At 54.8% G+C, this 13,023-nt stretch carries 11 protein-coding genes and 1 pseudogene; 3 read left to right on the top strand and 9 right to left on the bottom strand.

The window, feature by feature from the left end; translation table 11 throughout:
• Positions 1-173: 173 nt before the first annotated feature.
• The 7 genes from E8D52_00190 to E8D52_00160 all read right to left on the bottom strand — a co-directional run bounded on the left by E8D52_00190 (position 174) and on the right by E8D52_00160 (position 6,665).
• Positions 174-632 (bottom strand): CBS domain-containing protein, encoded by a 459-nt coding sequence (locus E8D52_00190; GenBank protein TKB70555.1) that lies wholly within the window; start codon positions 630-632, stop codon positions 174-176.
• An 8-nt stretch (positions 633-640) separates the two neighbouring features.
• Positions 641-1,498, bottom strand: a complete 858-nt coding sequence (locus E8D52_00185) for a prohibitin family protein (GenBank protein ID TKB70554.1) — start codon at positions 1,496-1,498, stop codon at positions 641-643.
• A 47-nt stretch (positions 1,499-1,545) separates the two neighbouring features.
• A complete protein-coding gene (locus E8D52_00180) occupies positions 1,546-1,809 on the bottom strand; it encodes a hypothetical protein (protein TKB70553.1) in 264 nt (87 codons plus the stop codon).
• Positions 1,810-2,143: 334 nt separating this feature from the next.
• Positions 2,144-2,554 (bottom strand): cytochrome c, encoded by a 411-nt coding sequence (locus E8D52_00175; protein ID TKB70552.1) that lies wholly within the window; start codon positions 2,552-2,554, stop codon positions 2,144-2,146.
• Positions 2,555-2,760: 206 nt separating this feature from the next.
• On the bottom strand, positions 2,761-3,822 hold the full coding sequence (gene hypE / locus E8D52_00170) for a hydrogenase expression/formation protein HypE (protein TKB70551.1): 1,062 nt from the start codon (positions 3,820-3,822) through the stop codon (positions 2,761-2,763).
• Between the two features lie 17 nt (positions 3,823-3,839).
• Positions 3,840-4,949, bottom strand: coding sequence for a hydrogenase formation protein HypD (hypD, locus tag E8D52_00165; protein TKB70550.1), 1,110 nt, complete (start codon positions 4,947-4,949; stop codon positions 3,840-3,842).
• 18 nt (positions 4,950-4,967) lie between these two features.
• Positions 4,968-6,665 (bottom strand): hypothetical protein, encoded by a 1,698-nt coding sequence (locus tag E8D52_00160; protein ID TKB70549.1) that lies wholly within the window; start codon positions 6,663-6,665, stop codon positions 4,968-4,970.
• Positions 6,666-6,948: 283 nt separating this feature from the next.
• Between E8D52_00160 and E8D52_00155 the strand changes: the two are divergent.
• A pseudogene (locus E8D52_00155) lies at positions 6,949-7,878 on the top strand (IS4 family transposase).
• A gap of 239 nt (positions 7,879-8,117) precedes the next feature.
• On the opposite strand, the gene E8D52_00150 reads toward E8D52_00155, so the two are convergent.
• A complete protein-coding gene (locus tag E8D52_00150; protein TKB70914.1) occupies positions 8,118-8,318 on the bottom strand; it encodes a hypothetical protein in 201 nt (66 codons plus the stop codon).
• Positions 8,318-8,602 carry a hypothetical protein gene (locus tag E8D52_00145; GenBank protein ID TKB70548.1) on the bottom strand — a complete coding sequence of 95 codons (285 nt, stop codon included), beginning with the start codon at positions 8,600-8,602 and terminating at the stop codon, positions 8,318-8,320. The genes E8D52_00150 and E8D52_00145 overlap by 1 nt, the downstream gene beginning before the upstream one ends.
• 390 nt (positions 8,603-8,992) lie before the next feature.
• On the opposite strand from E8D52_00145, the gene E8D52_00140 reads away from it, so the two are divergent.
• Complete coding sequence (locus E8D52_00140; protein ID TKB70547.1) at positions 8,993-10,891, top strand: radical SAM protein; 1,899 nt, start codon at positions 8,993-8,995, stop codon at positions 10,889-10,891.
• A 148-nt stretch (positions 10,892-11,039) separates the two neighbouring features.
• Positions 11,040-12,992: a radical SAM protein gene (locus tag E8D52_00135; protein ID TKB70546.1), complete on the top strand. Its 1,953-nt coding sequence runs from the start codon at positions 11,040-11,042 to the stop codon at positions 12,990-12,992.
• Positions 12,993-13,023: the final 31 nt, after the last annotated feature.

Below are 13,023 nucleotides of genomic sequence, written 5' to 3'. Positions count from 1 at the left end.
CGTTTGTGCTCGATCGGCGAAGATGGCAGGGAGGGTTACAGGCTGCGGAGATAGTGAGCGGGTCCTATACCTTGCGTTGCGGTCGTCTTAACCGACTCTCTTACGTTTGCGATAGTACCACAACGCTCGGAGAGTCCTACCACAGCCGAGCGTGTGCGTAGCACACTTCAGCATTACATATCTCCACCCTTCCTCGGGCTCCAGTATGGGGCCATCGCCTTCACATAGGCGAACACCGCATCCCGTCTCGTGGCGATCCCGACCAACATGTTCCCCTTCACAACCGGAGTTCGGATAAGGTGTTGCTGTTGAAGGAGCTTGATAAAATCCTGCACCAGCATGTCTTCGGTCACCGTCACGACATGTCTCGTCATCATGTCTTCGGCCATGATATGGCGAAGATCTTTTCCCTCGTCAATGGCTCGTAGCAGGTCGAATTCAGACACCAGACCGACGAGGGTTGAATCGCGTTCCACGACGGGCACCGCCCCAAAATTCCGCTCGGCCATGATCTCGGCAATCACGATCCCCCTGGTTTCAGGACTCACCGTACAGACCGCCCCCTCCATGATGTGTCGCACCGTGAGCGTTTTCGAGTCATAGGCATGCTCGAAATACTGCGCCAGTCTCATGACGACTCCTATCGCGGGTGATCGGCGCCAGGACTCAGAATCAGTGGAACATTGAGCTTTTCGGGTACGATGATGGTCTTGGAATTAGGGTTTTCATAGAGCTTGAACTTCAAATAATCCGGCGTCAGCGTTTTGGTGATGACTTCCTGCGCCTGCGCCTGCCCCACGGCGCGGATCTTCATGCTGTCGGATTCGCCTTCCGCCCGAATCTTCAAGGAATCACCCTCGCCCTTGGCCTGAATCCTGGCAATCTCCGCATTGCGCTGGGCAATGACCACCTCGAAGTCCTTCTGCTCCTTCTCCTGCTCCTTGGCCTGCTTTTGTTCGATGGCCCGCAAGACCATCTGGGAGAATTCCATTTCGGAAAGCGCCACGTTGTAGACATCCAAATGGCGACCTTTCAGTGTTTCGACGACGACGGCTTCGATCTTATTGCCGATTTCGCTGCTGCGCTCCGGAAGTGTCACCATCGAATAGTTGGCGACGACCCCACGGACAGCCGACAAGAGTTGGGGGTGCACGAGTTGCTTGTACCACTCAGGCCCGACTTCCTGCGCCAGAAAGTAGATTTCATCGGGTGCTGGGCGCATCGTGATGGTCGCGTAGACCGTGACTGGCAGATCATCTGCAGTCAAGGCATCGACTTTTTCCCGGAAGCTTTTCCATCGCGTGTCGTAGACCAAAACGTCATTCCACGGCGCCCGCCAGTAGATTCCTTCCTTGAGCGGTTCTTTCGCTAATCCACTGCTAAGGGGAGACCACCGTAGCCCGCGACTTCCTGGATACACCGTACTACTGCAACTCTGAAGGGTCATTAGTAGCGGGATCAGAACAAGAAGCAGACGAATGATCGAAGACTGTTTCATAGCCCCCTCCTCTTTCTTATCGTGTACGTTTCAGCCAATCTCATCACTTACCGAACAGCCGCAGGCGTTTGCTTGTTCCGAGCAAGAGCCTCATGGGCTTGAGCCACTCGTTCTAATTCTTGTGCCGTCTGCTCATAATAGTGCGCCAATGACTTGGCACCGGAGACTAAGTCAGCCTCTGGTCCAAAAAGGGCTTCATACCGTACAGCAGCCGTCGCTTGCGCGTCGGCCTTCTCGCGCATCGCAACAGCTTGATTGCGATAGTAGTTGGCGATCTCCATCTGATTGTGTGACGGGTCATAGGAATCCATCTCGATCAATACAGGTGAGGCGCAGCCGGAACATACCAATACGACGATGCAGCACAGCAGCAGACCTCTGCAGCTCAAAGCAATCGCCTGATTGCCATGACTCTTTCTCACTTCACATCTACGGCTGGACGTGTCGATCATCAGTGTTAGACGTTTCCATACTGAAACTGTGAGCTGAGGGCCTGGGATGATTGTACTACACGGAATCCTCTCAACAAGTGGGCATGCGAGGCTCATATGTCGGAACACGAATCTTGTCAGCCCCGCCTCTCCATCCCATGAGCGACGACATTCACATTGTAATGGGTAATGGCAATCACATCTCAGCTGGTCATCAGCGAGCCAACGATCGGATGTACTGCAGGACATTCTGCTTATCTTTGTCAGACAACGCCCATTTCCAGGCCCCCATCGCGGTGCCCTGCTCACCCCCGTGAATAATCTGTGTGAGCTCGAAATCTGACTTCTGCTGAACGGCGGGACTGGTGAGATCGGCCGGTGGCGGAGTCACATCAAAGGCTTTCCCTTTCCCCTGTTCACCATGGCAGAACCGGCAATACTGCTCGTAGAGGCGTTTGCCTTCTTGGAGATCGTAGTGTTCACGCAGCGTCTGCGGACTTCCTTTCATCTGCTCCGAAGCAGCATAGGCCGAGTTCACACACGACAAAGTCATCAAGAGCAACAACACCCTGGATATCAGTGACATATTCCTCCACCTCAAGCTGATCACCTCTAACATTCCCACCGCGCAATCATTGTGCCATCAGAGCTAACCGTACAGCCCTCTCTGCCAAAGCTGAAGGTGTTGAAAGGACAGGACGTCGCACCGTCTCCAGTGCGGCCCCTCATTTAGTGTCGGGAAAAACTCTGCGGAAGGTCAACCGATCACTGTCGCAGAATGCTACATTTCGCTAAGCACTTTTCAGTGAAGGTGGGAGACTTCGGACGGTGCTAACAGATGCGAGGCAGTTGCTCGCCCGACAATAGATCCAGAACACGATGCGTGCCAATAACAGTCTGTAAGATAACCATCGGAGGATTGCGATCTGTCACCGTCCCGATGTGAGCCGCCAAGCTGGCTGCCTTGTGCCGGCGCATCACAGCGAGCGCGGCTTCGGCTTGTAGAGCCGGTACGATCGCGACGAAGCGTCCCTCGTTCGCCACATAGAGTGGATCGAGCCCCAACAGCTCGCAGGCTCCACGCACCGGTTCGCTCACCGGAATGACAGGTTCTTCCACCGTCATCCCGACCTTTGCTGCAACGGCCAGTTCGTTCAACACGCTAGCCAGCCCACCACGAGTGAGATCGCGCAGACAATGGATATCGATGCCGCTCTCGAGTAAGTCCGCCACGATGTGATGCAACGGTGCTGAATCGCTTTTGATGTCGCCCTCGAACGTGAGTCCTTCCCGCACACTGAGCACCGCCACACCGTGAGAACCGAGGTCACCGCTCACGAGAATGGCATCGCCCGGTTGGATCAACGTCGGCAACACGCGGACGCCGGCTGGGACAAAACCAACCCCCGCTGTATTAATGAAGATCTCGTCGCCCTTGCCGCGATCCACCACCTTCGTGTCGCCTGTCACGATCGGCACACCTGCCGCTCGCGCCGCCTCGGCCATGGAGTTCACGACTCGCTGGAGCACGTCCATACTGAGGCCCTCTTCAAGGATGAATCCCGCGCTCAGATACAGCGGCTTGGCGCCACACATGGCCAGATCATTGATCGTGCCATTGACCGCCAAACTCCCGATGTCACCCCCAGGGAAAAACAGCGGACGCACCACATAGGAATCCGTGGTGAAGGCAAGCGTGCCTTTCTCGACGGGCCACGTTGCGCCGTCGTGGAGTGGCGCCAGCATAGGATTATGAAAGGCCCGCACGAAGACGTCTTGAATCAACTCCTGCATGAGGCGACCGCCGCCACCATGTGCAAGCTGCACGGTGTTCTTTGCCGAGATCGGCAGTGGGCAAGCCGGTTCAAATGGTTTGTTGTCATGCAGAGTCATTTGCTCGCTCTTTCCGTCTAGACCTTACTAGTGGCATGGGAGCGATACCGATAATAGGCGGCACAGGCTCCCTCACTCGACACCATCGGCGCACCTAACGGCTGTTCCGGCGTGCAACGAACCCCGAAGGCCGGACAGTCCATCGGCTTGAGCAATCCCTGGAGAACCAGCCCGCTCTGGCATTCCGGATCTTCAATGCCTACTGAAAGCTGCGCCAGTTCACGTTGAAACTTTACTTCGGCGTCGTAGGCACCGTAGACCGGCTTGAGGCGCAAGCCGCTTGCTTGAATTTCGCCAATGCCACGCCAGGAGCGCGACACCGGTTCAAAGACTTCGTCGACGATGGTCCTCGCTGGTAGGTTCCCCTCCCGGCTGACGGATCGCACGTACTGATTTTCGACTTCAACTCGCCCTTCCTCTAACTGACTCACCAGCATCGCCACGCCTTCGAGCACATCGAGCGGCTCAAACCCGGTCACGACGATCGGTACTCGATATCGCTGGGCAATGGCCTCGTACTCCTCATAGCCCATCACGGTACAGACATGGCCAGCAGCAAGAAAACCCTGGATGCGATTTTTCGGCGACGACAGGATCGCTTCCATTGCCGGAGGCACCAGCACATGGGCGATCAGCAGGCTGAAGTTGGTGACCCCTGACTGCTTCGCCTGCGAGGCTGCCATGGCCCAGGCTGGGGCAGTGGTTTCAAATCCCACCGCGAAACAAATGACTTCTCGATCAGGATTCTTGCGAGCCAGTTCGAGCGCATCCAACGGCGAATAGATGATCCGCACATCCCCGCCTGCCGCCTTCACGCCGAACAAGTCACCCTGGGAGCCGGGAACGCGCAACATGTCGCCGAACGAGCAGAAGATCACCCGAGGCAAGGATGCGAGACAGACCGCCTGGTCGATCAACGACACCGACGTCACACAGACCGGACAGCCTGGTCCGTGGACCAACGTCAGATCTTTCGGCAACAGGCTATCGAGACCGAACCGCACGATCGCATGGGTCTGCCCCCCGCACACCTCCATGATCGTCCAAGGCTGGCATATCGTCTTCTTGATCCTCTCCGCCAAAGCCTCTGCCACGGCACGATCACGAAATTCATCCACGTACTTCATGAAGGTGATCCCCAGAAACTACGATGTCGGCAAGCTTATTATGGTTTTCGCGAACAGATCGCTGCACTTGGTCAAGTTCTTAAACAATGTCGGGACGATTGCGTTGGGGTAACTGCTGTCCAGCTCGGTTTTCAGTTTCCCATATGCACTGCGGACAGATGCGAGAAACTGCTCATCTGTGATAGAGGCTGCGAGGTCAAATGCAGGATCTCCAAATCGTGCCAGGGGAAGCGCGCGGAATACCATCGCGGCTATCATTCTGTTGCCATGGGTTGCCAATCCAAGATCTCGCCCTGCAAGAGTGTCGAGCGTGGACATTTTGTATATGCTGCTATCAATCAAACGTTGAGTCTGCACTACTCGCCAGAGAAACAGACTGTTAGTTGATGCATTGAACAACTCCTTGTACGGAGCGCGAGTAATATCCTCCCACAGTTTACCCACTTCGCGTTTCAGCTGTACAAACAGCCCAGGTTTGCCGGATGCACAGGCTAGTGCTGTGGTTGCTTCGACAAGGTCACACGACTTGTCATTTCGCACAACGGAATCTGAGCGAGTCACGTTGTACATAATTCCCTCAACACCCAGCTCTGCGCGCAAACGCGACTGCGCTGGGTCAAGCGTTACGAAATCTCGATTATCTATGCGGTTTTGTCTATTATTTGTTTTCGTGATCGCAGTGCCAAGAGCGGCATTTGCTTTTTCAAGAGATATTACCCGCAAAGGAATAAATGCGCGTGCAACCTTCTCGGACGCTTTTACCGCATGGCGACCTATCGTGCTGACTGTCTGGGCGCCATTGACGACACTGATGTCCTCACAGTGAAACATTCCGAAGTCCGTCCCGCCTCCACCAGCCATTGTTTTCGTGATCTTTCCTGCGATGATTGTGATGCCGTTATTGAAGTACCAAAAGCGTTCCGGCGACTCCTCAAGCGTTTGTCGCATCTCGTTGTTAACGTCGGTGTCGCCCAGAAGGCTTCGAAGATTCCGCGCAAAGAGACGATCCCCGAATTTGCTCCACCACTCTGCGATAATCGAGGCAGCCACCTGGCCGTAGAAGGCGATATGCGGTGTATCGATCTTTCCCCAAGACTTGAGTCCGAAGTCAACGTTGATTGGCTCACCCGCAAGACGAGCGGTCAGTGATGCATGCAATCCGGATTGATTGAGCGTAGTGACTGTTAGCATCTCACTAGCATCGTTCATCTCTTTTATGAGGTCATCAAGATCGCGCCGTGAGGGTTCTGCAAGCGTATTGAGTCCGGTGTATGCAACAACAACACTGTAGGTAGACTGCGGATCATTGAGAACCTGAAGCAATGTTGCTTTGACCGCGTTCACCTTCTTATTGAAGCGTTCAAAGCGCATATTAAAAAGATCGGTAACACCAGCGATGAACTTCTTCATGTCCCCATTTGATGGCTCTCCGCTACCATCGTGTATCCACTTCGACTGAACAATATAGAGACGCTTTTCTGGCTCGTGATAGAAGATGGCATCAATCCCATTGTCATCGCCGCCATCAGTTATAGCCTGCGCACAGCTAGTCGGCTCTGCGCCAGAAAGGTAGTGAATGGTATAGGCGGCAAGAGATCTCGTCAAAAACTGATTGTCGTAGTCTGCGCCTGGCCGTCCGGCGTCAGTCATATCAATCTTGCCGTCGAAGAGGCGCACGACATGGTTCTTTATCTGGTTGACATGAATGATGCTCATAGTTCTTTTCCTCTAGTGTGCCGAACGCTCCGGTTCTGCGTTGGCGTGCAGCGCTGTCCGCAGCAACTGAGTGCGCAATAGGGGTCAGAGTGGAATGGCACTTACTTAACAGCTCCAGCGGTGAGGTGACGCGCAAAAGGCCGATTCCAGTGATACGGTAGGGGGCTAAACACCTATCGATTTTTCACCGGAGGAGCGAGTCTGAATGTATCCGAAGCATCACCCACGTGCGCAGCAACAACGACGCCTTCGCCAGCGTATTCACCGCAGTCATGCGGAGACATTCTTCACCCTGTTGACTCGCCCTGAGTTGTTGGGTGAGGTCGAGTCACTCGTGCCGCCCCATCGGAAACGGGTCTTCTCCCCAACCGAGACCCTGTCGATGTTTCTTGCGCAAACGCTCAGTGCAGATCGGTCCTGTCAGAACGTCGTCAACGACACCGCCGTTAAACGCATGACCCGAGGCCTGCCGCGGTGCAGTACGCATACGGGGGCCTATTGTCGAGCACGACAACGCGTACCGACGGAGATGCTCACCACTCTGGTGCGACAGACCGGGCGACGGCTCACGGCACAGGCTCCGGCGCCCTGGCGGTGGCGAGGGCGTCCGGTCCGGCTGGTGGATGGCACGACCGTGGTCATGCCGGACACACCAGCTAATCAGGCGGCCTATCCTCAACCACGGAGTCAGAAGCCCGGGCTGGGGTTTCCCTTGTGCCGGATCGTCGGCTTGGTGTGTCTCGAGAGTGGGGCAGTGCTCAATGCCGCCATCGGTCGCTATCAGGGGAAAGGAGGCGATGAGCAGACCCTCCTCCGGTCGATACTCCATACATTGGAGTATGGAGATCTGCTCGTGGGCGATGCCTTTTACGCCACGTATTTTCTGCTGTGCACCTTGCGTGAATTGGGCATTGATGGGGTCTTTGAGCAATACGGGGCGCGCCGGACCGACTTTCGGTGCGGACAGCGGTTAGGCTCACGCGATCATCTGATTGTGCTCCAGAAACCAATTCACAAACCGGACTGGATGTGTCAAGCGGACTATGATCAGGCACCCAGTACGCTGATGGTACGGGAGCTGCGCACCGGCGGCAAAATCCTGGTGACGACGCTGCTGTGCCCCAAGACCACGCACAAGTCTGCCTTGAAGACTCTGTTTCAAAGCCGATGGCATGTCGAGCTCGATCTGCGCAACATCAAGAGCACCTTAGGCATGCAGGAATCGGGGTCAGATCTTGTTTCTTGTATTCCTATCAGCTGTTCTCACCGATCGGCTCTAGCCGCCATGGCGAAGTGGAAAAATAGCGGTCGAGGGAGAGGCCAGATCGCTGCCATAATTCTTCCCGCTGAACATGGCATCTCAGAGCAGTTCGCAAGCACGAGTCAGTTCTTCTAGCCGATCTGTCCACCCTGAAATCTGGTGTTCGAGCGATTCTGAATCAATCGCGCCGGCTAAGAGGATGGCCTGGACAATTTCTTGGGACGTTTCGCTCCAAGAGCAAGCTCAAGCGCAGTTTCAAGCCGTATGACACGGCCGGTCAGGTCTTCGATGTGGTGTTGTTGTTTGGCGACAGTGGCGGTGAGTTGTTCGACTTTGTCGACTAATCGAATCGTTCTGGCAAATGCGTCCCAGACTCGTTCAGTGAGGCCCATCATCCATGCTTTCGGTGTGAGTTCGTCAGGGCTTGGATGCGAGTTTCCGATTGTGCAACCAATGCCAAGGTTCGATCGATCGACTGGATGGCTCGTTGAGTAGCCCGCGTGACCTGTTTGGCGAATTGATCCAGGGCAGCGTTATCTTCTGCCGGAGAAAATCGTTCTCCCCCCTGACGAAGCAATTCCCCCATGGTGAGGTTCGCGGCTTTGGCCTTGCGGGCCAGGCGGCGTTTCTGAGCCGGGCTCATCAACACAGGGACTTGCACATTGGCCTGAGGCATATGGGACCTCTCAAGTAATATATATGTTCTATATATCAGATATATGAGCGAGCTGTCGAGCGTGAGTCCGAAGCGTCGGTTTCACCGGACCGTCTCACTCTGGCGGCCATAAGCCAAACGCGTTGACCGAGTTCGTTTCTATTCCCTCAATGTATAGGGGCGGCCAGGTGGTTTCCAGACTGCGCGCATTGAGGGAACACCGCCCATTGTCTTTCAATCCAGTGGATTCTTGCGTACGCACTCAGCGAGCACAGGAAAGTACCTGAGCGCCCCGTTATCCCCCTCTCTCTTGCATCTGCTTCTTCAGCCCCCGTACAATATCTTCCTTCAAGCCTAACCCATTGGCTTTGCAGTCACTTTTTGCCAGTGTGAGGGAAAGATCAGGCCGGGATGAAGATCGAGTATTCTAAAGGTGAGCGGGCCTCTAAAGAACTCATCCTATTGAATCGCCAACAGTTCGAAGCCACCAGTGGCCGGAAGATGAAGGTCATGCTGATCTTCCCGCCCGATTGGTTTCCCTCGGAACCCTACCTAAGCCTTCCTTCTCTCACTGCCGTCCTCCGTCAGGCCGGCCATACGGTGATTCAAAAAGACATCAACTGTGAGATGTGGGACTGGTATTTCAGCGAGGACTTTTTGAAGAAGGTTCTTCGCCGGGTGCCACAGCAACTTGATCGGCTGCGGAAGCTCTCGAAGAAGCGGGATCTCGATGTCAACGAGATGGATCTGCAGCTGGCGCTCTGCGACGTGACCCATCAGCGGATGGCGAAGTTGATCCAGAATGCTGAAGAGGCGAAGCGGATTATACGAAGTGAACAGTTCTATGATATCGATAAGTTAGAATGGTCACTTCAAGTCTTTCGTGAAGTGATGTCGGTGATCTCGATGGTCTATTCCCCGGCGAGAATCTGCATGCCGCCTATGGAGACGGATCTCTCGTACAAGGTCTATGTCTCCTCTGAAGTGATCGATGCGGTGAACGATACACAGGTGAATATCTACCGTGATGTGTTCGACCATCTGGTGAAGCCGGCGATCGAGGCAGAGAAACCAGATGTCATCGGTATCTCGATTGTCCTGCAGCAACAGATGTTCTCGACGATGACTTTCTGTGCCCTTATCAAGCAGCACTTCCCCCACATCCACATCACCATCGGCGGCAATACGGTGACGCGCTTGCGAGATGTGTTGCCCCAGTCGCCGCTGTTCCAGTACTTCGACAGTGCGGTGGTCTATGAAGGGGAGACGGCGTTTGTGCAACTGGTCTCGGCGGTGGGAGCGAAGCGGAGTCTGGCTGAGGTGCCGAACGCCATCTACAAAGACGAGACCGGGGTCCATACGTCATCGACCAGTTATGCGGAGGATCTCGCAGCGCTGCCGCCGCCGGACTTTGATGGCTTGCCGCTGGAGAAGTATTTCGTGCCGACGAGGATTCTGCCCTATCTCGCCACGCGCGGCTGCTATTGGGGCCGGTGCGAATTCTGTGACCATGGCGAGGGCTATACGGCCGGTTACCGGTCGAAGAAGATACAGGATGCGCTCGCGGATATTCAGTTTCTGCGCGATAAATATGGCACCAAGCACTTCCACTTTACCGACGAATCTTACCCGCCGGCGTTATTTCGTAAGCTCACGCGCGGGTTGATCGAGAGCCAGATGAACATCACCTGGACCACTCACATGCGGTTTGAAAAGAGTTTGCTGGATCAGACGGTATGGCAGGGTGCGAAGGAGTCGGGGTGCAAGTATCTCCACTTCGGTTATGAGTCTGGCGTCGAGCGAGTGCTGCAGCTGATGGATAAGGCGACTACGACTGAGATCATGACGAAGCATCTGCAGCTCACGGCCGATGCGGGCATTTGGAACCACTGTATGGGCTTCTTCGGTTTTCCAGGCGAGACGAAGGAAGAGGCCTGGCAATCGGTGCAATTTCTTGAGGCAAACAAGGACCATGTGCATTCCCTGGGCTTCGGCACCTTTGACCTGGGTCGGCACAACCCGGTCGCCAAGCATCCGGAGAAATGGGGGGTGACCGCCTATAAGAATCCCGAATGGGATCTGGCCCTCGATTACTACTACACGGTGAAACATGGGATGAGTATTGAGGAGGCGGAGCGTGTATTCGAGCAGTTCGAGCGAAACCATAATCCCGGCTGGGATCTACGCCTGTACATCCGGGAATACATCTTTCTCTACATTTCAAAATTTGGTTTAGGAAAGCTCCAGGATCTGCAATATCAAAAGGCTAAAGCGACCGGAGTGACACCGACGCTAGCTGGGAAGATGTGATCAGGATGTTGAAAAAGGCTTCCAGCTTCGTTCTCGCATCGTTCAAGGGCTCAACGTACGGTGGGGAGTACGCCTCGCCTTCTCACTTGCTGCGGTCTTGCCGGAAGACCTTTTTGAACATCCTGAGATGCAGGATTGGCAGACATTTATGAGTGCCACCGGACTTGTTCAAATCGACGGTTTGGTTCCGATCAAGAAGGAAGATCGGAAGAGATCCAAGGTCATGTTGCTCTTCCCTCCTGAGTGGGTACCGACGGCGCCTTATCTTGCCCTGCCTTCGCTGACTGCGGTCCTACGAGAAGCGGGTCATACGGTGATCCAGCGCGATATCAATATCGGGATGTGGGATCACTTTTTCAGTATGGATTTTCTGATTTGGGTGAAGGCTAGGCTTGGGATGCAACTCAAGTCATTGCAAGCGAAAGAGAAGGCCAACGCACTGACTGAACGAGAGGTGAATCAACTTGCGGTGGTCGAGCAGGCCTATGCACGTGATGTGTTCGATCTGGCGGAACGAGCGGAGGATGCGAAGCGGATCGTCCGTGGTGAGCGGTTCTACGATGCGGAGCTGTTGGAAGGGGCGCTGAACACGTTCCGTGAGACGATGGCCTATCTCTCTGCTGCCTACTATCCTGCCTCGCTCGTCTTCTATCCGATGGAAAGCAATCTCGGCTATCGCCCCGGCGTCTCGAACGAAGTGTTCGCCTGTTTGGAGGATGAGCAGGTGAACGTCTATCGAGATCTGTCCAATCAGTTGGTTCTGCCGCAGGTCGCGAAGGAACAACCTGACGTGGTCGGCATTTCCATTGGGACACAGATGCAGTTGCTGGCCGGCTTGACCTTTGCCAAGATGATCAAGGAAACGTTCCCGCAGATCCATCTCGTGGTGGGCGGCAATGTTATCACTCGACTGCACGAAGACCTCGTGCATCACGAGAGATTCTTCACGGAGGTATTCGATTCGGCCATTCTCTATGAAGGTGAACATGCTCTGCTATGGCTTATTGAAGCGCTGAATGGCCAGCGACCGATTGCCGCTGTACCCAACTTAATCTACCGAGATGAGTCAGGCCTTCACCGGAACTCGGAGGTTTATACCGAGAAGACGACCACGCTGCCCTTGCCGGATTTTGACGGGATGCCGCTGGATCGCTACTTCGTTCCGGAACTGATTATTCCCTATCTGGCCACGCGCGGCTGTTATTGGGGACGTTGTACCTTCTGCGACCATGGTCAAGGCTACTTCGACCAATATCGAGGGATGCCGGCTCAATTCGTGATCGATCAGATCAAGGCGCTGCGGGACAAGTACCACTGTCGGCACTTCTTGTTCAGCGATGAGTCCTATCCGCCGGCATTATTCAAGAAGGTTTCACAGTTGCTGGTCGATCAAGATGTCGGGATTAAATGGACGACGCTCATTCGATTTGAGGAGACCCTGCAAGATCAGGCCACCTGGGATCTGGCGGCCAAGGCTGGCTGTTGTACGCTCTATTATGGGATGGAATCGGCGAACGAGCGGGTCTTAACTCTCATGGATAAACATGCCAAGAAGGACGTGATCCAGCGTAATCTCCAGATGGCAGCGAAGGCGGGAATCTGGAACCATGTGATGGCGTTCTATGGGTTCCCAAGCGAAACATTCGACGAGGCGATGGAAACCCGCCAGTTTGTCCTCAACAACCAGCCGGTGATTCACTCGCTGGAACTGTTCTACTTCGTGGCCTATCGCCATACGCCGATGGTGCGGAAGCCGGAACAATTTGGCATGACGATTCATAAGCAGGAGGAGTACGATCTCCCGCTGGATTATTACTACACCTTGAATGATCCCAGCACGCTGTCATGTCTTGATGCGATGCAGCTCTGCGAAGAATTCTACAAGCATGATTTCCATCCTTGGGCTGTGCGCGTGAACTCGCGCGAGCATGTCTTCCTCTATATCTCGAAGTTCGGGACGAACCAGTTGCCCCAAATCTACGCGCAGCAAGCGCAGCCGGTCGGATCGCCAGAGGGTGTATCGGGTTTGATCACGTGGCCAGTGGCGCTTTCGCAGGGCGATGAAGGGATGTCGCGTGTGACGAGTCATGATGCCGGCTGAGGTGAAAACCGTCAGCGGTCAATCTGACGGA

Origin of the sequence: Nitrospira sp. (assembly GCA_005116745.1) — a bacterium.
Lineage (GTDB): Bacteria > Nitrospirota > Nitrospiria > Nitrospirales > Nitrospiraceae > Nitrospira_D.
Note: the sequence above shows the minus strand (reverse complement) of the source record. Positions and strands in the feature narration are given on the sequence as shown.